The sequence below is a fragment of the Bacillus sp. S2(2019) genome (genome assembly GCF_005144805.1).
GTDB classification, from domain to species: Bacteria; Bacillota; Bacilli; order Bacillales; family Bacillaceae; genus Bacillus; species Bacillus altitudinis.
The window spans coordinates 519,826-540,885 of the sequence record NZ_SWFL01000001.1; the positions used below are offsets into that span (position 1 = coordinate 519,826).

At 40.1% G+C, this 21,060-nt stretch carries 20 protein-coding genes; 8 read left to right on the plus strand and 12 right to left on the minus strand.

The window, feature by feature from the left end; all coding sequences use genetic code 11:
* Positions 1-178: 178 nt before the first annotated feature.
* From FBF75_RS02640 to fadH, 3 genes are all read right to left on the minus strand, one after another.
* The gene (locus FBF75_RS02640) at positions 179-1,075 is read right to left on the minus strand and encodes a manganese catalase family protein (protein WP_007498675.1); all 897 of its coding nucleotides are present in this window, start codon (positions 1,073-1,075) and stop codon (positions 179-181) included.
* A gap of 260 nt (positions 1,076-1,335) precedes the next feature.
* On the minus strand, positions 1,336-2,556 hold the full coding sequence (locus tag FBF75_RS02645) for an EAL domain-containing protein (protein ID WP_076822023.1): 1,221 nt from the start codon (positions 2,554-2,556) through the stop codon (positions 1,336-1,338).
* Between the two features lie 64 nt (positions 2,557-2,620).
* Entirely contained in the window at positions 2,621-3,385 is a 765-nt protein-coding gene (fadH, locus tag FBF75_RS02650) for a 2,4-dienoyl-CoA reductase (protein WP_019743904.1), read from the minus strand.
* Positions 3,386-3,523: 138 nt separating this feature from the next.
* Here fadH and FBF75_RS02655 point away from each other — a divergent pair, with 138 nt between their 5' ends.
* The 3 genes from FBF75_RS02655 to FBF75_RS02665 all read left to right on the plus strand — a co-directional run bounded on the left by FBF75_RS02655 (position 3,524) and on the right by FBF75_RS02665 (position 6,386).
* Positions 3,524-4,381 carry a metallophosphoesterase gene (locus FBF75_RS02655; protein WP_136944406.1) on the plus strand — a complete coding sequence of 286 codons (858 nt, stop codon included), beginning with the start codon at positions 3,524-3,526 and terminating at the stop codon, positions 4,379-4,381.
* Between the two features lie 156 nt (positions 4,382-4,537).
* A complete protein-coding gene (locus FBF75_RS02660; RefSeq protein WP_019743906.1) occupies positions 4,538-5,035 on the plus strand; it encodes a L,D-transpeptidase family protein in 498 nt (165 codons plus the stop codon).
* Positions 5,036-5,108: 73 nt separating this feature from the next.
* Positions 5,109-6,386 carry an MFS transporter gene (locus FBF75_RS02665; RefSeq protein WP_008348012.1) on the plus strand — a complete coding sequence of 426 codons (1,278 nt, stop codon included), beginning with the start codon at positions 5,109-5,111 and terminating at the stop codon, positions 6,384-6,386.
* A gap of 228 nt (positions 6,387-6,614) precedes the next feature.
* Here FBF75_RS02665 and FBF75_RS19595 read toward each other — a convergent pair whose 3' ends face one another.
* Entirely contained in the window at positions 6,615-6,791 is a 177-nt protein-coding gene (locus FBF75_RS19595) for a hypothetical protein (protein ID WP_164999005.1), read from the minus strand.
* A 165-nt stretch (positions 6,792-6,956) separates the two neighbouring features.
* On the opposite strand from FBF75_RS19595, the gene FBF75_RS02675 reads away from it, so the two are divergent.
* Both FBF75_RS02675 and FBF75_RS02680 read left to right on the plus strand, forming a co-directional pair.
* Positions 6,957-7,172, plus strand: a complete 216-nt coding sequence (locus FBF75_RS02675) for a hypothetical protein (protein ID WP_058337408.1) — start codon at positions 6,957-6,959, stop codon at positions 7,170-7,172.
* A 477-nt stretch (positions 7,173-7,649) separates the two neighbouring features.
* Positions 7,650-8,111: a YkyB family protein gene (locus FBF75_RS02680; RefSeq protein ID WP_007498684.1), complete on the plus strand. Its 462-nt coding sequence runs from the start codon at positions 7,650-7,652 to the stop codon at positions 8,109-8,111.
* Positions 8,112-8,145: 34 nt separating this feature from the next.
* Here the strand turns inward: FBF75_RS02680 and FBF75_RS02685 are convergent, their stop codons facing one another.
* The 3 genes from FBF75_RS02685 to FBF75_RS02695 form a co-directional block, all read right to left on the minus strand.
* The gene (locus tag FBF75_RS02685; RefSeq protein ID WP_008348035.1) at positions 8,146-9,054 is read right to left on the minus strand and encodes a chemotaxis protein; all 909 of its coding nucleotides are present in this window, start codon (positions 9,052-9,054) and stop codon (positions 8,146-8,148) included.
* Between the two features lie 73 nt (positions 9,055-9,127).
* Positions 9,128-10,438, minus strand: a complete 1,311-nt coding sequence (locus FBF75_RS02690) for an MFS transporter (protein WP_026050080.1) — start codon at positions 10,436-10,438, stop codon at positions 9,128-9,130.
* Between the two features lie 125 nt (positions 10,439-10,563).
* Positions 10,564-11,103 (minus strand): RDD family protein, encoded by a 540-nt coding sequence (locus FBF75_RS02695; RefSeq protein ID WP_007498690.1) that lies wholly within the window; start codon positions 11,101-11,103, stop codon positions 10,564-10,566.
* Between the two features lie 300 nt (positions 11,104-11,403).
* Here FBF75_RS02695 and FBF75_RS19600 point away from each other — a divergent pair, with 300 nt between their 5' ends.
* Positions 11,404-11,556 carry a hypothetical protein gene (locus FBF75_RS19600; RefSeq protein WP_017367142.1) on the plus strand — a complete coding sequence of 51 codons (153 nt, stop codon included), beginning with the start codon at positions 11,404-11,406 and terminating at the stop codon, positions 11,554-11,556.
* 65 nt (positions 11,557-11,621) lie between these two features.
* On the opposite strand, the gene FBF75_RS02700 is transcribed toward FBF75_RS19600, so the two are convergent.
* Entirely contained in the window at positions 11,622-12,506 is an 885-nt protein-coding gene (locus tag FBF75_RS02700; RefSeq protein WP_136944407.1) for a cation diffusion facilitator family transporter, read from the minus strand.
* Positions 12,507-12,800: 294 nt separating this feature from the next.
* Between FBF75_RS02700 and FBF75_RS02705 the strand changes: the two genes are divergently transcribed.
* Entirely contained in the window at positions 12,801-13,973 is a 1,173-nt protein-coding gene (locus tag FBF75_RS02705) for an aminotransferase A (RefSeq protein WP_019743910.1), read from the plus strand.
* A 25-nt stretch (positions 13,974-13,998) separates the two neighbouring features.
* On the opposite strand, the gene FBF75_RS02710 is transcribed toward FBF75_RS02705, so the two are convergent.
* On the minus strand, positions 13,999-15,825 hold the full coding sequence (locus FBF75_RS02710; RefSeq protein ID WP_008348043.1) for a PAS domain-containing sensor histidine kinase: 1,827 nt from the start codon (positions 15,823-15,825) through the stop codon (positions 13,999-14,001).
* 156 nt (positions 15,826-15,981) lie between these two features.
* On the minus strand, positions 15,982-18,105 hold the full coding sequence (locus FBF75_RS02715) for a peptidoglycan D,D-transpeptidase FtsI family protein (protein WP_081114194.1): 2,124 nt from the start codon (positions 18,103-18,105) through the stop codon (positions 15,982-15,984).
* A 336-nt stretch (positions 18,106-18,441) separates the two neighbouring features.
* Here FBF75_RS02715 and FBF75_RS02720 point away from each other — a divergent pair, with 336 nt between their 5' ends.
* On the plus strand, positions 18,442-19,239 hold the full coding sequence (locus FBF75_RS02720; RefSeq protein WP_007498701.1) for a CAP domain-containing protein: 798 nt from the start codon (positions 18,442-18,444) through the stop codon (positions 19,237-19,239).
* Between the two features lie 114 nt (positions 19,240-19,353).
* Here FBF75_RS02720 and FBF75_RS02725 read toward each other — a convergent pair whose 3' ends face one another.
* A complete protein-coding gene (locus tag FBF75_RS02725; RefSeq protein ID WP_136944408.1) occupies positions 19,354-20,226 on the minus strand; it encodes an NAD(P)-dependent oxidoreductase in 873 nt (290 codons plus the stop codon).
* Positions 20,227-20,239: 13 nt separating this feature from the next.
* On the minus strand, positions 20,240-21,025 hold the full coding sequence (locus FBF75_RS02730; protein ID WP_017367137.1) for an SDR family oxidoreductase: 786 nt from the start codon (positions 21,023-21,025) through the stop codon (positions 20,240-20,242).
* Between the last annotated feature and the right edge of the window lie 35 nt (positions 21,026-21,060).

Below are 21,060 nucleotides of genomic sequence, written 5' to 3' on the forward strand. Positions count from 1 at the left end.
AAAAGACTCCTTTCAAAAAAACAACTCAAGATGAACCCGTATTGATTATACACAAGTCCTACAAAGCATCATACCATAAAGTGTTCTCAGATGATATTTTTCCTCTTGAATTCAAAAAAAGAAAAAGAATCTGTTTTTTTATTTTGAGTCTTTTTTCTTATCTCATGCATCTTGTTTTTTATAAACCAGCCGATCTCATCAGGCGTTTTGCAATTTCGTCAAAATCTTCTTTTGAAATACCTGGAGCAAACTCTTCCGGCAAATCTCTATAATCTGGCACGGGTGCACCTTTTGGCGTACCCTCAATAACTGTCAGCGGCTTTCCATCAATTGGATGGTTTCCTTTCCAAATTTGATTGATATCTTTATAATCTGTGTCACTAAATGTATACAGCTTTGTATGAACATTTTGATCTTCAAACTTTCTTGCAGAATCAAAGTATTTATTGTCGAGATTTGGAATCGGCAGCATCTTCCCAACATCTACTCCTGTCGCTACCTCAAGGGCTTTTGCATACGCCACAACATGTACGCCGCCTCTGACAAGTAAATAACCGATCATTTCTCTTGCCGTAGGGTGATCCGTCATTTCATATACGCGCATTTTATGCGTACGAGCTCCGCACTCTAGGAAGAAGTTATGAAGAAGATCCAGAATCAGATTACCACTTGAGAACACATTCTCACCTGTCCACGGCTTTGCCATGGAGTCAAACGGATAGCCTGTTTGTGCCGTTTGGATAAAATGCTGCGTATTTCGTTTATCAACAGCCGCTTTCATCGGGGTCGTATCTGGATCGCCCCCATGGGTGGTTCCCGTAATCATGAGATTGACTGCAGTTGTCACAAGCTCTACATGACCGAATTCTTCAGCTGTAATACTTGATACAAGATCATAAAATGGTTTGAGCTTTCGTTTCCCTCTAAAGTTAAACGATTGAAACATGTAGTTATTTAATGTGGACATTTCACCAAATTTTCCGCCGAGTAATTCTTGCACAGCCGCTGCACCATTTGCATCTGGGTGATCAGGCATTGGTAAATCAATCAGCAGCCGCTTGTCACGTTTGATCATGACTTTTCCCTCCTACTGTCTAACTATCATCATTTAAGGTGTATGGATGAATTGGGATGTCCTATGCATGAAGGGAATGATTGGCGCACAAAAAAAACTTGGCGGGGGTAGCGCCAAGTTTTTTGGATCTTGATCTGATAGAGGGGTTGGGGAACAGAGAGTAGCTTCTCTCTATAACTAAATGATAATGATTATCAGTTTCATTGTCAACCATTTTTTCTATCTTTTTTCTAATAAAAAAACAGCCATGACGGCTGCTTTTAAATTAATCCTTCCTGCTCATATAGATACGCATACGGAAGATCTACAAACAAATACACGTCTCCCTCTAACGGATAAGAAAACGTACGTATTCGTTCTCCAGTTTCTAAATCACTGTAGATATCGCTGAAAAATCCTTTTCCGCTAATTCTCATTTGAAGAATATTCGCTAGAAAATAAGGGCGCCAGCTCCAGTTTTTCTCTATATACTCTGGCTGAAACAGCCATTCTTTCTCTTTCTTAAACACATTCCCAGTGATTTGAAACCCTTCTTCATTACACATATAAATGCGAAAGCTGCAATCGGTTAGTTCATGTGCCAGTTTTTGTATAAGTTCATCATTTGTGCTGCATGATTTTTTTAACGTACTGACGGCTTGATGTATTCGCTTATAAAAGGTTTCAGAATGTTCATAGACAGCTTGGAGTTTCTTTTTCTCATGGGCAATGAATTGCTGAAATTCTTCTTTAAGCTGTTCTTTTCGTTTGTTCCGGTCAATTAATTGTGCCGCAGGCTCGTGAAGGTAGAAGCCTTGAAAATATCTTCCGCCATTTCTCCATGCATATTGCAGCTGAAAATTCGCTTCAATGTCTTCATAGATTAAAGCCGCTCCTATTTTTCTTGCAAGAAGTGAAATGCTGTATAACACATATTCATAGGAAGGAGATGGAGACGAAGCTCTTAAAGCCTGTAGATCTATTTTTAATAGATCAGGTGAAAGCAGAGCAATCCGGTCAAGATTGCTGCTTTCTTTTCCTATATTAGATACGGCGATTTTGATCCCATATGTACGATAATACGTTAACGTATGGTAAAGCTGTTCAATGTCGCCGCTAAACGTATGTTCAGTAATTTCAATGACAAACCGGCTAAGCTGAATACCCTTTGCTTCATATTCTTTTAAAAGTTCTAAAAAACTTTCGCCATGATCAAGCATGAGGACGTTCGCATCATGATTAATAAAGATGAGCAAATCTTCATCTGCGGTTGTGAAGAGATCAAGCGCTTGACTTAATACTTTGTGATCTACTTCCAATTTATATTCGTCAGGAATAGATGAATCCGTAAAGAAGGAGCCTAGACTAACTGTTCCCGACTCAAGCTTCATTCTTCCAAGAATCTCATAGCCTATCACTTTTTGTTCCTCCGCACTGAAGATCGCTTGATAGTGCGGGAAAACATCTTCAATATTCGTTAAAATATCCAATGGATCGACCATTTTCATCACCTGCTTCTCTCTTTGTGTGATTATACCATATCAAAAGCAGGTCTTACACGGTCATTCAAAATGGTGATTGGTTGAGCCATTGCCCCCCATCCATCGTGATACAATCTCCATTAATATAAGATGCATGCTCAGATAATAAGAAACTCGCAAGTTCTGCAATTTCTTCTGGTGTGCCAAGTCTACCGAGCGGAACACTATCTAATGTTCTTTGGGCAGCCTCTTCAGATTCCCACAGTTTATCAGCACCACCTGTTCTTTCAATGGGCCCCGGCGCAATGGCATTTACGCGAATGCGATATTGCTTTCCCCATTCGACTGCAAGCGTTCGGGTAAGTGATAGTACGCCTGCTTTTGCGGCTGCTGAATGCGCTACACCAACACCAGCCCCCCATGCATATGTGGCGACCATGTTGATCATACTTCCGCTTTTCTTTTGACGAATCCAATAGTTGCCCACTGCATGGCTGCAAAAAAAGGTGCCATTTAGCACAATATCAATGACCGCTTTCCAGCCGTTAGGAGACAGTTTTTCTGCTGGAACTAAAAAGTTGCCTGCTGCGTTATTGATGAGTGCATCCACATCACCAAATGTATCTACTGCAAACTTTACCATTTGATCAGCATCTTCTGGATGTCGCACGTCCATTTGAAAATAAGCGATCGAACCACCTTGCTGTTTGATTTCATTTGCCGTTGTTTCAAGGGTCTCTTCTGTTCTTCCAGTAATCACAACATTCCAGCCCCCGAGTGCCAAATGAGTCGCCATCGCCTTCCCCATTCCGCTTGATCCCCCTGTGACAATCACTGTTTGCTTCGTCATTTGTTCTCCCCCTTTGTGGTTTTGAATGACTATTCATTCATTATCCGTCTATCATATCATGATTTCCCCTCCATACACCATATGGGAGATTCATCAAAAATCATGCTATACTTAATTTTATTTTTAAAGGAGTCTTATATGAAGCAACTTTCCCGTAGGCAGTTTTTAAAAGGAGCAGCTGGTGCGAGTATTCTCGGACTTTTGGCGACCACATCCGGTTATGGCTATGCTCGGTACATTGAACCGCGCATGATCGACACCGTATCACTCACTATTCATGATGCTCAGCTACCGGCTTCTTTTGACCAATTTAAAATTGCGCAATTTAGTGACGTTCATTTAAGTGATACATTCCCGGCAAAAGATTTAGAGACTGTTGTCCAAAAAATCAACGCTGCATCTCCCGATCTCATTGTGTTTACAGGTGATCTTGTTGATTTTGAATCATCGATTGAAGAACATGAAAAAGCCAAAGCCTCTTTGTCTAAGCTTGATGCTCCGTTTGGAAAGTTTGCCATATGCGGAAATCATGACTACGGACCATTTGGCATCGATCTATATGAGGAAACGATGAAAGCCTGCGGTTTTACATTATGTAAAAATGAAGTGTTTCACTTAGAAAAAGAAGGCAGACGCATACAGATCGCTACACTGGATGACCTCATGATGAGTATGCCTGATTACCATTTCATCAAACGAGAAGTCTCTTCTGATCTCTTTACGTTATTGCTTGTGCATGAGCCTGATGCCGCACTAGAGCTTGAAACAACACCTATTAACTTGCAGCTTTCTGGGCATACGCATGGTGGTCAAATACAGCTTCCTTTCTATGGACCGATTCTCACAGCACCTTTTGGGCGTACATATGTCGAAGGCTTATACGGTAGCTATCAGCACCGTATCTATGTCAACCGCGGGCTTGGGACAACTAGACTGCCGCTTCGGTTTTTAGCCAAACCTGAAATCACTTTTTTCACCTTAACATCTCACGTGTAAAGAGAAGCCAAATCACCTTTTCCTGCATATGTATAAACAAAGATCATTCTCATGACAAATGTTAGGAGAAACCTTACTGGGCCTGATCCCGTCCATATAGTATATGTGAGGCGGGGATCATGGCTTCTTTTATTTGAGTAAAAGGAGTGTGCTTTCGTGCTGCGATACACGGTAAAAAGTGGAGAAACACTTGCTTCAATAGCACTTGATTTTCGAACAACGACAGATGCTTTAAAGGCTGCAAATCCGTCACTTCAAACCCGCGAGCCAGAACAAAATGAAGTCATCATCATCCCTGGGTTACCGGATCCTAACACGATCCCTTACCGTATATCTGTGTCAATTTCAGCGAAACGTCTCGTACTGTTTTCTGGATCACAGCTCTTGCGCTCATACCCGATCGCAACTGGCAGAATATTAAACATGACACCGACAGGTTCTTATTATATTGTCAACAGACAGCCAAACCCAGGAGGTCCCTTTGGCGCCTATTGGCTGAGCCTTTCAAAAGTTCATTACGGCATCCATGGAACGAATAACCCGTCTTCAATTGGTAAAGCTGTGTCTAGAGGGTGCATTCGCATGTACAATCAGAATGTCATCGAACTTGCTTCAATAGTTCCAAATGGAACACCTGTGACCATTAGCCAGTAGGAGAAATCAATTGTACGAATGGTTAAAATTTTATATGATAGAAAGTGGGATCTTCAGGTTAAGGAGCGTATTTATGGATATTTTTAAAAACAGAAATTTTGTTCGTCTCTTTTTTGCAGCACTTGCCTCGCAAATGGGGACAACAGTAGGCAATATGGCGTTTGCCTTTTATTTGCTCGATCATTTTAGTCATCAGCCCGCTTACGCCACTTTAGCAGAGCTAATGTATTCACTGCCTACGATCTTTGTCTTTTTTATGGTCGGTGTGGTCGCAGACCGTTTTGATCGTAAAAAAGTCGCAGAGAATTGTGATTGGATACGAGCTGGGCTGACGATCGTTTTATTTATCGTCATTTATTTTAATTCACTGCCGCTTATTTTCTTGATCTTGTTTATACGAAGCGCCATTACGAAGTTCTTCTATCCAGCTGAAGCCTCTCTCGTTCAGGCCATTTTAAATAAAGATCAATATGCAAAAGCTGCTGGTTTAAATCAGATGCTGTTTAGTTTGTTTATGGTATTTGGTGTTGGAATTGGTGCCATTATGTATAAAACGATTGGACTTCACGGTGCCATTACCATTGATTTGGTCAGTTTTATTATTTCCGGTATTCTTATTCGATCATGCAATATTCCAATTGAAGCACGACAGCCTAATGGACAAGCAGGCTGGAAAGGCATGACCGTTAAGACGTCTCTAAAAGATTTTAAAGAAGGCATTCTCTATATTTTAAAAAATAAATTATTGGCTTCTTTAATTTTTGGCTTTTTTGTTTTTGGTCTTGTGAATGGCGCATTTGCCGTTCTTCCGATGTTTACAATGAAATACGGTCTTTCACCGGACCATTTTGAACTGCATACATCCTTTTTTACGATCGCAATCGGTGCCGGACTTCTAGTTGGAAGCTTACTTGGCTCTATTCTTGCAAAAAAGGTAAAGATGCAATATCTCATGTCGATTCCAATTCTAGTTGCAGGTATTTTAATTTTTGTCCTTGGTTCTACCCATACATTATGGTTATTTTATGTCACATCATTTGTCATTGGTACATGTATTGGTCCAGTCAACATTGTCATTGGAGGCTGGCTCCCAAGAATTGTTCACCCTCGTCTGATGGGACGCGTATCAGGGTGGGTTGATCCGCTCACCATGTTTGCACAATCAATGACGCTAGGTTTAATTGCCGTGTTATTTCCAAAGCTCATCACCAATGTTTCTTACATTTATTACGGAATGGGTATTATTATTTTACTCGTCTTCCTTTTTTACTTCATTACACTGCCAAAGTTCAGCAGAGAAGCTGCCGATTTAGATGTGCAACGTGAATTAAAAGGACAGGGAGTACAATAGATGAAGCAAAAAGGGCTAAAATAATGTTTATTTTAGCCCTTTTTCTTCTTTTCAGCGTGATAGAAAACCTTTGCAGTCTAAGAAGGACGAGTACTGGCGCGGAGCGAATTTCACATTCGTGAGCACCAGCACGCAGGACTGACAACGAATGCGAGGGTTTGTCTACACGCTGAGGACTTTCTTCTATAGAAAGTCCTTTTTTCATGGAAGTAACAAGATAAACGACGATTATTTTTTCTGCTCATCGAAATGATTTGAAGCAAAATGAACGATTCTATCGACTGTATAAATGCTAATAAATAAGATGAGAAAAAGAAGAAGAGGATGAATCGGCCGATCATCTACCATGTACACAATGCCTCCAACCACAAAAGCGACCAATAAAGGCGTTAAAATACCTTTCAATCTAAACCGTCCTTTCTGTTCTCATTGACTTTGATCTTCTTATCTTACAACAAATTTTTCTTTTTATGAAATAAAAGGGATGTGTATAAATGCAACATTTTTAATAAAAATTCTTTACAATATTGGAAGTTTTATAGTAATATAGTCAGGTTGGAGGTGAGGGATATGCTAAAAAGCTATTATTTTATTCATTCAAAAAATGAACAAGGACAATATGTTGTACATACAGAAGACTGCGCATTTTTAGGTGATGCAGCAAGCCGTACGTTGATTGGTCTGCACATGAACAGTGAAAGCGCCATGGATGAAGCCAAAAAAATGACGAGTGAAACTGATTTTAACGGCTGTTTTTACTGTGCTTATTCTAGCCATACGAAATAGTCCATGTTTTTAAGCCATATGTTCGACTTTGATTGTCTTGCATATGGTAAATTTTACATGATGAATCATCTATACATTGATAAACTACCCATTGATTCAAATAGGTAGTTATCTTGTTATAATAGTTCACTTTGTATACATTTCACTATATCCTCTAATGATCGAAAACAAACCATCTTTTAACTTATGCACCCCTACTGCATCTTCTACCAATGCTCAGCCAATTCCTACCACTTGAATATTTAACATAATGGTATGCTTTTCATCTAAAACAGCGAGACATTCATCATAAAAGTGATAGAAAGATGTGTCGACCTCTTCAAATTTCAGCAAGGTTTCAACATTATGATTTTTGGCTATTTTAAATAATAACCATGTAATCTCATTGCTTTTTACAATAAGACTATTTGCAATTTACTAATAAAAACGTATAATTTATACTAAGCACAGGAAGACGAAAGACAAAGGAGAGAAAAAATGGACGATTATGCTCATACTAAAGACATAGAACCTACAGCAGAAAACATCGCAAAAGCCATTTATACTGTTAACCGCCATGCTAAAACCGCACCAAATCCCAAGTTTCTTTATCTTTTGAAAAAACGTGCGCTGCAAAAACTATTGCAAGAAGGTAAAGGAAGAAAAGTGGGCCTACATTTCTCTAACAATCCCAGATATAGTCAACAACAGTCCGACGTGCTGATTGAAATTGGAGATTATTATTTTCATCTGCCACCAACTAAAGAAGACTTCGAATTTTTGCCACACTTAGGAAATTTAAATCAATCATATCGCAATCCAAAAGCGAATATGTCATTAAATCGAGCGAAACAAATACTTCAAACGTATGTCGGTTTAAAAGAAAAACCTGCCGCCACAAAACAAAAATCACATTATACAAAACCCGTCTTCAAACGGCTCGGAGAAAGTTATTTTTAAACAGAAAAACCACTCAAAGCGAGTGGTTTTTTCTTTAGATAATAAAATGATCTACTTTTTCAATCAGCTGATGAATTTCTGGTTTACTAATTTGATCATCTGCACCGATGGTTTCCCCTTTATGACGCAGATCGTCCGTAATTAATGAAGAGAAAATGAGAATTGGAATGGACTGTGTTAAAGGATTGTCCTTCAGCAGTTTTGTTAATCGATGTCCATCCATTTTTGGCATTTCTATATCTGTAATAATCATATCAATTTCTTCTGTCACACTAATGCCTTTACTGACAAGATCCATGACATGGTCATATGCTTGTTTTCCATCTTCAAAGGTCACAATGTTTTTATAGCCTGCCTCGGTTAATTCATTTGTTAATAAGCGCATAAGAAGCGGAGAATCTTCAACAACATACAGCTTCTTCCCTGTTCTTCTCTCGTCTTTCTCACCGTCAAACATATGATATGTGTCTACACCAGATGCGGATTCAATATCATAGATGATTTTTTCGTAATCTGGAAGGAAAATCATTTTCTCGTCAAGCTTGATGATCCCTGTTAAATGACGGTCCATTCCTTGATTGAGTGCAGTTGGTTTTTCAATCTCTTCCCAGCTGACGCGGTGAATTTGTGATACCGTTCCTGTATGGAACACAAATTTCCGTTGGTTGAATTCAGTCACAATGTATTTCTCTTGTTCTGACTGATCTGACTCGACATTAAAAAAGGAAAATAGATTGATGACTGGTAAAATCTCGCCTCGTAAACTAATCATCCCTTCTACATCTTGGTGAGAGTGCGGTACAACTGTCACCTCAACTGGCTGAATAATTTCTCTTACTTTCATGACGTTAATGCCGAATTGATTTGAACCAATTTCAAACTTCACAATTTCCAATTCATTAGTACCAGAGTCAAGTAAAATTTCTTGTTTGTTTAAAGCCACGGAAATCCCTCTATTCTTCAATATAAGATTGTACTTTTTATATCGGCAGCATGGGTAAAAAGTTGACGTTTCTTTACGCTTTCTCTCGCACGAATTGATGAATCACAAGTCCTATGGCTGCAAGGATGAGCAAAGACCCTAATGCAAGACGGCTTGCGAGATTCCCATGTGCTGCAAATAGAAGTGTGACGGAGCCATAAATGATGGGACCGACGATTGAAGACACCTTTCCCGAAAACGCAAAGAGACCAAAAAATTGTCCTCGTTTTTCTTTAGGCGTCAGCTCAATAATGAGGATTCGTGATGATCCCCAGCTTGCGCCAAGTGAAATGCCGAATAAACTGCCTGCTACCCAGAAGACCCATTCCGTTGTCGCTGTCACAGCTAGAATGAGCGCCACAATTAAAATGACATACACGACTGTAATCGAGCGCTTTGCCCCGATGGCCTTTGTGACATATCCGAATAGAAACGAGCCAATGATACTTGAAATCGTGGACACAAGATACAGCAAAATAAATTGACCTGCCGTAAAACCAATGATAATTTTTGCATAAACAGCCATCATCGCAATCGCTGTCTGCAACGCATCATTCATAAAAAAGAAAGCGATCATAAAAATAAAGGCCGGTTTGTACTGCTTCATCTCTTTAAATGTACGAATAATCTCTTTATACCCGCTGAAAAAAGACGACTTTTTCTCTTGCTGCGGGAGAGGTTGAGGATCTTTTATAATAAAGAGAAAGGGCAGAAAAAAGAGAAAGAATAAAAGGGCTGTCGGAATGAATGCTTCATGAAACTGGTCATTTCCTACAAGTAAATAAACAGAAAGGCCGACAAGTGTACCTAAATAGCCGACAGCAATACCGAATCCAGAAATGAGGGGGATTTCATCCTTTGTCCCAAGATCGGGCAAAATGGTGTCATAAAAAACAAGACTAGAGTGATAGAAAAATTTGGCGATGACAAACAAGGTAACCACCACCAATAAGGAGACAGGAAGACCAAACCATTCGCTTGAGAAATCAATCCCAGCAAAGATCCCCATCATAAAGGTACAGGCAATACAAATCAGGGTAAACACCGTGATATACCGCTTCTTTTTCCCTGTACGATCAATCAGCACACCATATAAAGGCGTAAAAATGACGAGGAAAAAGCTTGCAAGTGCGTTCGCATAAGAAATAAATGTACTAGCGATTTGATCCATCCTCGCACTGTCGCCTATCGTCTCCTGCAAGTAAAATGGGAAGAAAATGGTGATCATATTCGATGAAAATATCGTATTTGCAAAATCATACAATGCCCAGGCCAAAACAGGTGCGGTGAAAAAGAGCCCGAAGCTTACCCCTTTTTTCTGAACGGTCATTTTCCCTCTTTTCAATAGATTGACTCCCTTCTCTGCTTTTATTTTCACTATCATTCTACTTTATGTGACGTTTCCCTCTTCCATACAAGCAATCTATACAAAAAGCACCCCTTACTATTTAGCAGAGGTGCTTCTCTTCATTATTTCTTTACGACAATGGTACTTGCAATCAAGTCGTGAAGTGCTTGTTTTTTTTCTGTGAAAAACGCAATGATGTAGCCAATGAATAAGATTGGAGACAAAAAGCCTTTTGCAAAAAAGCGGCCTGTCGCGCGCCCGAATGTTATTTTTCCACCCGTTACTTTTGTCACTTTGATGCCAAGAGCCATCTTGCCAAGAGTTCCTTGCAACTTTGATGATTCCATGATCGCATAATAAAGCCAAGTCACCGCGATACCGATTAAGGTCGTTACGCCATAGAAAAAGAGAAGGCCCACAATGACTGCCCATTCTTCATCCGTGATCACCGTTGAAGAATAGTAATAGCTATCATCATACATTAAAAATGCCGCCTCAGGGCTTGAGACAAAAAAGAGTGTTGCGAGAATAAATACAATGATTGAAAATGGTACACTAATAATGACACCGTCTAAAAGATGAGCAAGAAAACGATAACCTACTCCAGCTAGTTCAGGATGTTTTTCTTCTTGAATAGGTGCTTCTGACATGTTTGTTTCCATCCTATTTCTCCTTTATTATGTATGTTTTCTATAAATTTCTTATAATCATTCGTTATTATATCTTATGAATATCGCAAGATCAATGGAGCTTTACATTTTTACATGAATTTTAGATCATTTTTCAATGATGATTTATGTGAATAAATACTGAAAATTCACGAAAATTATGGCACATCTAGTTCTTTCAACGCCTGATTTTTTAACATTTTGTGATATTTTCCTCTCATTTCGATTCTTCTGTTGACAATCACGTTTCACATGGTACAATAGTCAAGGATTTTTTAAAGAAAGGTGTTCATGATGGGAACTGTCGTACTATTAAAGAACAACGAAATGACTGTGATTGAAGATATTTGCGAAGCTGATTTTTTAGATATGAAACATGGTTTATCTAATGAAGATGCTGCTTATATCTCTTGGTATGAAGATTACGATACTGCTTATGGATATTGATTTCATTTCATAGATGAAGCGTAAAAAAAGGCGATACAACCTTCAAAGAGGTGGTATCGCCTTTTTTACGTTTGTGTGCTTCTTTCACTTTCAGGTTCTACATGAATAAAGATTTGTGCATGCGGAAACGCTTGCTGAATGTTCTCTTCAATTCGATCACATAATTGGTGAACATCTTCAATGGTTGTTTTTCCATGAACAATCAAATGAAAATCAATATATTCTTCAGCACCGGATCGTCTTGTTCGAAAGTCATGATATTCGATAAACTCTTGACTGAATCCTTGAATGATTGATTCAATCGCTTGTTCTTCCTCGGGGGTTAACCGGGCGTCGACAAGCGGCGGGAAGGCTTCCTTCATGAGTTTAAACGCTTCACGCATAATATAGAGCGCTAGCACCATTCCAATAATCGGATCGAGGAAATACCAGTCCGTTAATGCAACAAGCAATAAACTAATGGCGACCCCTAGTGACGTAAACACATCTGTTAAAAGATGCAGTGCATTCGATTTCATAGCAACAGAATGTACTCGCTCTGCCTCTTTGTTCACAACTCTCGACACAACAAAATTGATAAGTGCCCCGATCAGCATGACCACAATACCAAGTACCGGCAGTTTAACAGGCTCGGGATGCATTAATTTATGAACACATTCATAAATGATCCAAATCCCAGCAACAAAAATCAACAAAGTTTCAATCGTTCCAGAAATATTCTCAACTTTCCCATGTCCATAAGGATGTTTTGAATCTGCCGGCTTTCTTGAAATACGAACAGAGATAAATGCAATAAAAGAGGCCATTAAATCGAGAAAAGAGTGAATGGCTTCTGATAAAACCGCAACAGATCCAGTTAACACCCCTACAATGATTTTAAGGACCACAACAAACGTATTACTCATGACGGATAAAAAGGCTATTTTCGATGTCTTTGCTGATTGATCCATCTATTATCGTCCTCCTTCAGGAGATCGTATGCCTGTGAAAGCAATTCCCATGACTTGATTCTCTCGTTCTTTCAGTTTATACCGTTTTGCCTTATTCTAATCATCTTAAGCAGCGCTGTATTTTCCGAGCAGGTTACGCTATAATAAATGTTGCTCTTTCTTCATATATCACTCATGCTGTGATGGATAGGAGAATAGACTACATATAACGATATCCGAAGCCTTTCCGCAGGTGACATTTATGCAGTGAATGGTAAAATAGGATAAAAACATAAATTTTTAAGGTGATGAGAAATGGAGCATTTGCTGAATCCAAGAGTAAAGGATATTGAAATTTCAGGCATTCGAACATTTTCAAATCTCGTATCTTCATATGAGGATGTCGTTTCATTGACCATAGGTCAGCCCGATTTTTATACGCCGCATCATGTCAAAACAGCTGCCAAAACAGCCATTGACGAGAATTTCACCTCGTATACTCATAATGCTGGATTTTTAGAGCTAAGACAAGCGATCCAGCAGTACATCAAAAAGAAAGTCCATCTTGATTATGATGCAGAGACAGAAATCATTGTGACAACAGGTGCGAGTCAAGCAATTGATGCTGCGTTTCGAACCATTTTGACTGAAGGCGATGAGGTCATCCTGCCCGGCCCTGTGTACCCTGGCTATGAACCGATCATTCGGATGTGCGGTGCGGTGCCCGTGCATATTGACACAACAAATGCCGGTTTTAAATTAAACGCCAAGCTGATTGAAGATGCATTAACGGAAAAGACAAAGTGTGTTGTCCTTCCATACCCTTCAAATCCAACTGGGGTCACGCTATTAGAAGAAGAATTGAAAGAAATTGCACAGCTTCTTGAAGGAAAGGATATTTTTATTCTATCTGATGAAATTTATAGTGAGCTGACATTTGATCGTCCGCATCATTCCATTGCTTCTTTCTTAAAGGAACAGACGATTGTCATCAATGGACTGTCAAAATCTCATAGCATGACCGGATGGAGAATCGGCTTTTTATTTGCTTCCGCTCCTATTGCTAAACATGTATTAAAAGTACATCAATATAACGTGTCTTGTGCCTCGGCTATCTCACAAAAGGCGGCACTTGAAGCAGTGACAAATGGTGTGGATGATGCACTGATTATGAGAGAGCAATATAAGAAAAGGCTCGACTATGTATATGATCGACTCATTTCTATGGGGCTTCCGGTCATTAAGCCTTCCGGCGCTTTTTATATTTTCCCTTCCATTGAATCGTTTGGGATGAGTTCATTTGATTTTTGCATGGAGTTGTTAGAAAGTACAAAACTTGCGGTCGTACCTGGTTCTGCTTTCTCTTCACTCGGAGAAGGATATGTGCGCCTTTCCTATGCATATTCACTTGAAACGTTAAAAGAAGGACTTGACCGTCTCGAACAATTTGTACTTGAAAAGCGTTCCATACAATCAACAGACGGATGAAACAACGGCTCTCTTGCCGTTGTTTTTATTTTGCGGGAAACATGATGTGAAACACAGTCCCTTTCTCTGGGTGGCTATCTACCCGGATGGTTCCGTTGTGATTTTCTAAAATATTAAATGTCACCATGAGCCCAAGCCCTGTTCCCTTTTCTTTTGTCGTTAAAAAAGGTTCACCGATCCGCTTCATGACCGATTCAGGAATACCAATTCCTTCATCTCTAATCGTGACAAGTATTCCTTCTTTTTCGGCTTTGGCGGTAATGTCTACCTTCCCTCCGTCCGGCATGGATTCGACGGCATTTTTGATTAAATTGATAAACACCTGCTTCAGCTGGTTTTGATCCCCATTCATCAGGAGATCCTCCTCAATATCACTTGTGTTCATCAAAATTCCATTTAAGTTCGCCTGTGTTTCTAACAGAGCGGTGACTTCGCTAATGATTTTTTTCAAATCAAGCGTCTGCATTGATGCCGTTTGCTGCGGCTTCGCAAGCATTAGTAGCTCACTTAAGATGATTTCAATCCGGCTCAGCTCAGAGAAGACAATTTCAAAATATTGATCACGGTCTTTTGTTTTTGGTTTAATGAGCTGTAAAAAGCCCTTAATCGCCGTCAGTGGATTCCTTATTTCATGTGCAATGCCTGCTGCCAATTGACCTGCGATTGATAATTTTTCAGAGCGCAGCATGAGTTCTTCTGTCTGTTTTCGTTCAGATATATCTCTTAAAATAATTTGAACGGCTGTTTCACCAAAAAATGTGGTAGGGATACAAACCATTTCTGTATAAATCAACCGGTGTTTAAACGTATGGCAGCTCATCGTCACAATCTCAGAATCTGATGCTCTTTCGATAATACGTGATAAGCTCTTTTTGACTTTTTGCTGATCACATGAATGGATTTGATGAAAGATATCTTTTCCGATTAATTTATCGTAATGTTCGGCTTCAAATAATTTAATACCTGATTCATTCATAAATACCCATTTATGATCGTGGATGACGGCAATGGTATCAATCGAATTTTGGATAAGCAGTTGATACCGCTCTCTGCTTTTTTGAAGAACGGTTTGAAATTTTTTACGGGAAGAGATGTCCACTAAGAGTAAAAGTTCTGCCCGTTGATTTTGATAAATTGCCGGAGATGACTTCACCTCAATATGAATCATGCTCCCGTCTTGTCTTTTCCATATTTGTTCAATCATTCCGACTGGAAGGCCTTGCTGCAGTCTGTTGATTCGGCTTCTCACAATGTCATGGTACTCCTCGGCAATAAAATCAAACGCAGACTTTCCGATCATTTCATCTTTTGTACATACACCCATTAATTGCAGCATCGCATCGTTGGCATACACAATTTTCCCAAGCGCCGTAATACATAACGGATTTGGCAGCATGGCAATCAGATTTTCAGCTTCACTGACATCTTGGAAAGCCGGTAGACTGCCTAACGACTGTTCTGACACTTCTGTTGGTTGAAATGCTGCTTTTTGAGGCTCTGTATTCATTACCCTCATTTTCAGGATCATTTCTCTACTCAAATCGTTGTCTAACCCATCACAAGCAACAAAATCAATGCTTGCTTCTACCCATACAGCTGTAAGATCACTTCTAAGCAGTCTAAAGTGGCAAATCTCTAGCATGTGCTGATTATAGAAATAACTTTCGACGAGAAATTGATCTTCGGTATGAACAAAGTCTTTCAAAAAACACCCTAGTAAATCCTTTTGTTCATAGAGCAAAAGCTGCTTACAATTGGAAGAAATGTAGAGAAAGCGGCCATTAGAAGAAAGAACGGCATGTAAATCAATATTCGAGTACAGCTGATTCGAATCTTTCATTTTTTGTTCCATCGTCGTCCGACCCTCCTTTAATTTTTTTAGGGTTGTCCTTAGTTTGATGTATAAAAAGGATTCGCTAGAAAAACCGTATTTTCCTCCCAATCTCGTGTGAAACGTCCATATTTTCAGCAAAAAGGGAGCACTTTCTCTTGCTGTGCTCCCTGCTGTTTATTGCTTTTCATATTTCTTTTGTAATTCAACGTACTTATCAACAATTTTACTTGGAATGGTTTTAATGACAGGATCTTTATCTGATACATACGGTGTGACGACACTAAATGCCACTTTCGGATTGGAAGAAGGATAATATCCTCCAAAGGTTAAGTTGTACGTGGCATTCCCCCACCAGCTCCGGTTGGCACCATAGTAGAAGGTTTGGGCTGTACCCGTTTTCCCTGCGACATCATGCTGACCGAACCGGCCAGCGGCAGTCCCGCCTGTTGATGTGACCATTTTTAGTCCCATTTTGACGCGGTCGATATCTGCTTTCGAGTTGTTAATGGTGTTTAGCACCTTCGGCTCATATTTCTTCACAACAGGACCTACTTCTTCCTTATTCGTTGGAAAGTGAACACTTTTCACCACTCTTGGCTGAATACGGTTACCTCCATTTGCGATGGTCGACATGTATTGTGCGACTTGAAGTGGTGTATACGTGTCATACTGACCAATCGCTTCATCAAGCAAGAGTCCGCCGACTGTCTGAGGATGCGTCTGCATTCCGCTTGATTCCTGCGGCAAGTCGATGCCTGTTTTCACGCCAAGACCGAATTGCGCATAGTAGTTTCTCATTTTTTGTAAGTGTTCAGGTCTTGCCGGTAACGGGCCATTCTTTTGGTAGGTGATTCCTGCCATTCTCATCGCTACATGAAACATATAGACGTTTGAACTTTTTTGTAGCGCTCGAAGATCATTAACCCAGCCAAGATTGTTATATGATTTCTTCGGTTTTCCATTTCCCGCAAAATACAGCGGTGTATCCATATAGGATTGGTTGTGTGACATGCCATCTTGATAACCAGAGAGGACAGTAGCTCCTTTGACAACAGAGCCCATTTCATACTGTGTCGTAAATGTTCCGATCGCATAATCTGTGACGTCCCTGCCGTCCATTTTCTTCCCTGACATCGCGAGAACATCACCTGTGTTAGGGTCCATCATCACAACAAAGGCACGGTCCATCATATAGTTTCTTGCACTAGCGGATCTTAGCTCTGATTCAACGATTTTGTCGACTTCCTTTTGCAGCTCCATATCAAATGTGAGTGCAAGGTCAAGTCCTCTTCGTCCTTCTGTCCGCTTGATTTCATCAAGCAGTTTGCCGCCGACCTGTGTATATTGAACAGTTGCTTTTTCTGGATTGAGAAAATCCTCATATTGATATTCTAAATAACTTTTTCCTACTCGGTCATTTCTCGAGTAACCTCTTGCCATATAGTAATCTTCACGCTCTTTTATAATGCCTTGCTCTGGGGTGGTGACACCGCCAAGGACATTATAAAGGGTTTTTTCATACGGATATTTCCTTGTCCAGTCATTGATGACATTTACACCAGGCAGTTCATCAAGATGCTCTGATACAAGTGAGATCTCTTCGTATGTCAAACTTACGGATGATGTCTGTTTTGATTCTTTTGTTTCATCAAGCAGCGCAACTTTTTCGTCCCCTTTTTTCTCTTCGTTCGGGTCCATCGCTTTCACGATTTGAGGTTCAAAGGCATATCCGCCTGTAAACCTGCGGTAGATCGCTGCAACTGCTTTTTCCTCATCATCTTTTTCGATCGCCTTGACTTCTTTCTTAGGCACACGCTCTACTTGAAGTGGATAGACATCTTTTGCTTTAAGATTCTTTTGCTCTGCTTTTGAAATGAGCTTATCCGCTTCTTTCGGGTGGCTGGCCAGCCAAAAATCTCGAATGTCACGCTCTCTCAAAAAATCTGTATCCATTTTTATATAAGTCGCAAGTTTTCTTGCTACTTTAATCTTATCCTCCGCTTTCACACCGCTTTCTGATGTATAAACGATGGCAGGTACACTTTCGTTATCAACAACGACCCTTCCTCTCGCGTCATACATTTTTCCTCTTGGAGACGGGTATGATGCTGTTTTGACCTCAGTTCGGTTGGCTTGCTTTTTATAATCCTCACCATTGACGATTTGCAGCACGCCGAGCTTGATGACAAGTCCAGCAAATAAACTAAATACAGCGAAGAAAAAGAGATTAATTCTCCAGGCGTTCCGGCGCTTCATTTTTTTCTGCTCGGCAGCACCTTGATGCTGTTTCTCTCCCACTTATGTAGCTCCTCTCATCCTTTCAATCTTTTACAATTACCACTCATTATTGTAACACTTTTGTAATAGTTGTTACAGCGAAACAAGTGAAAAAAAGCTGTCAATCCCTATTCTGCAAAAAAATATACTAACACTTTAAAATATTGGTATGTTTATGTCGTTTTCTTTAAATAGAAAGATTCTCCATTCATTGATATGAGGAGATTCTTTCTATGACTTTAACAAAAATGACAAATGGGCGTTGTCAATGGAGGATGCTGGTACGTTTATAACAAAAAGTCCATGTTATGATTTTCTGTGAGAAAACAAAACAAAGATTTTAGGAGGAGTTACAAAATGAAAAAGAAATCATTCATTTTTTCAGCGCTGACAGCTGCTGCATTGATCACGTTCACTGGAGGGCATTCAGCTGATGCGAAAGAGCTTAACCTGAAACAAGTCATAAACGTACAGCATCAAGCCATTGATCTTCATACATTAGCTGCAAAATTACATATCTCTTCAGATGTAAACAAGCTAAGCACTTCAAATCAAAAAGAGATCGAAGCTCTATTAAACAAGCTGATCAAAAGTGGTCAACCTGTTACTGGAACAAAAGTGGTGAAAGAAGTAAACAAAGCAAAAAATGAGCAAAAACAAGAATCAGTGAAAAAACCAGCTGCTTCTAAACCAAGCACACCAGCAAAAGAAAACACAACGAACAACAGTTCAAAATCTGATCAAAAAGACACAACTGCAACAAAAGCAGACAGCAGCTTAAATGCATTTGAACAAGAAGTGGTTGAACTGACAAATAAAGAGCGTGCAAAACAAGGCTTAAAAGCTCTTTCTGTTGATTCTAAATTAAGCAAATCTGCTCGCGCTAAATCACAAGATATGAAAGATAAAAACTATTTCTCTCATACAAGCCCAACTTACGGATCTCCATTTGATCAAATGAAGCAATTTGGTATCACGTACAAAACAGCAGGTGAAAACATTGCGCAAGGTCAAAGATCACCTCAAGAAGTAGTAACAGCTTGGATGAACAGTGAAGGTCACAGAGCGAACATTTTAAACAAAAACTATACACATATCGGTGTAGGTTATGTGAAATCTGGTAACTACTGGACGCAGCAATTCATCGGAAAATAAGATCAAAAAAACCTGTCTCTATTTGGGACAGGTTTTTAGTTTGTCTTCTTTTTTCAGCCATGTGAGGGCTTGTTTACACGCTACAAACTGTTCCACCTAGGCGGGGCAGTTTTTTTATTTCACCCATAATTTATAGATGCTTTGTGTTCCGCTGTTTTCTTCGCCCTGTTCGCTGAGTTTTTCATATAATGACTTCGCTAGTGAAAGGCCTGGCATCTCTTCTCCCATCAGCTCTGCTTCTTCAAGTGCAATGCCCATATCCTTGATAAAATGCTTCACATAAAATCCTGGCTCGAAATCACCTTTCAGCATTCTTGGCGCAAGGTTTGACAAAGACCAGCTGCCGGCTGCTCCTGTTGTAATGCTTTTAAGTACCTGCTCTGGATCAAGTCCTGATTTTTCAGCATAGGCCATTGCCTCAGCCACACCTACCATCCCTGCTGCGATAGCAATTTGGTTACACATTTTTGTATGCTGACCACTTCCTGCAGGTCCTTGATATTGAATATTTTCTCCCATTTGCTGAAATAGCGGCAGGCACGCTTCATAGGCTTCTTTTTCTCCACCAATCATAATGGCCAGCGTGCCGTTTTGGGCTCCAACGTCTCCGCCAGAGACCGGCGCATCTAATGCAAATAGTCCTTTTTCCTTCGCTTTCGATTCAATTTCTTTTGCCATCTGAGGTTTCGATGTGGTCATATCAATGAGGTATGTACCAGGCGCAGCATGTGCCACGAGTCCATCTTCTCCTAAATAGACTTCTTCTACATCTGATGGATACCCGACCATTGTGATGACGGCATCTGCCTCCTTTGCGATCTCCTTTACGGTCGATTTCCAAAGAGCACCTTTTTGAACCAATGTGTCTGCCTTTGCTTTTGTTCTTGTATAAACGAGAACTTCGTAGCCAGCATTCATTAAATGCCCTGCCATACTACGTCCCATTACACCGATTCCAATAAAACCAACTGTTTTGATTTGTGCCATCAAGAATTCCCCCTTATAGAGACTTTGTCAATCCACCATCAATGATGAGGGTTTGACCTGTCATATATGTATTGGCTTCAGATAAAAGAAAAGCCGCATATGCTGCAAATTCCTCTGGCTGTCCGTAACGGCCCAGCGGAATCATACGTTCAGCTTGTGCTTTGATCTCTTCAACCGATTGTTGCTCCTCTTGTGCACGGTGTTTGTCCAACTGTTTCACACGCTCTGTCTCAATTTTCCCCGGGGCTAAGGTATTGATCAAAATACCATCTTTGGCAAGCTCCTGGGCAGCTGTTTTTGTCCAGCCGGTAATGGCCGGTCTAAATGTATTCGACAGCATCAAGCCTGGGATCGGTTCTTTGACCGACATAGATGCAATATTTAACACTCGTGCACCTTGTTTTTTTAAATACGGCAAGGCTTCTTTTAATAACCGAATATAGCTGAGTAAATGAAGCTGAAATGATTCCATCCAATCTTCATCCGTTAAGGTTTCAAGTGTTCCTGTTTGAGGACCGCCTGTATTGTTCACTAGTATATCAAGACGTTTTTCATCACCTGCTGCTGCGACGACAAGCGCTTTAATTTGCTCGGCATCAGATACATCACATACTTGATACGTCAGCTTCCCTTTTACAAGCGGGGATAATTCTTTAACCGCTTCTTGCAGCGTGTGCTCATGTCTTCCCGAGAGCATCACATCTGCTCCCTCTTTTGCAAGATGAAAGGCAATGGCTTTACCGATACCTTGACTGCTTGCAGCGACCAATGCTTTTTTTCCAGATAGATTAACATGCATGTTGGCACCCTCCTCTGTTCATATTTTATCATACA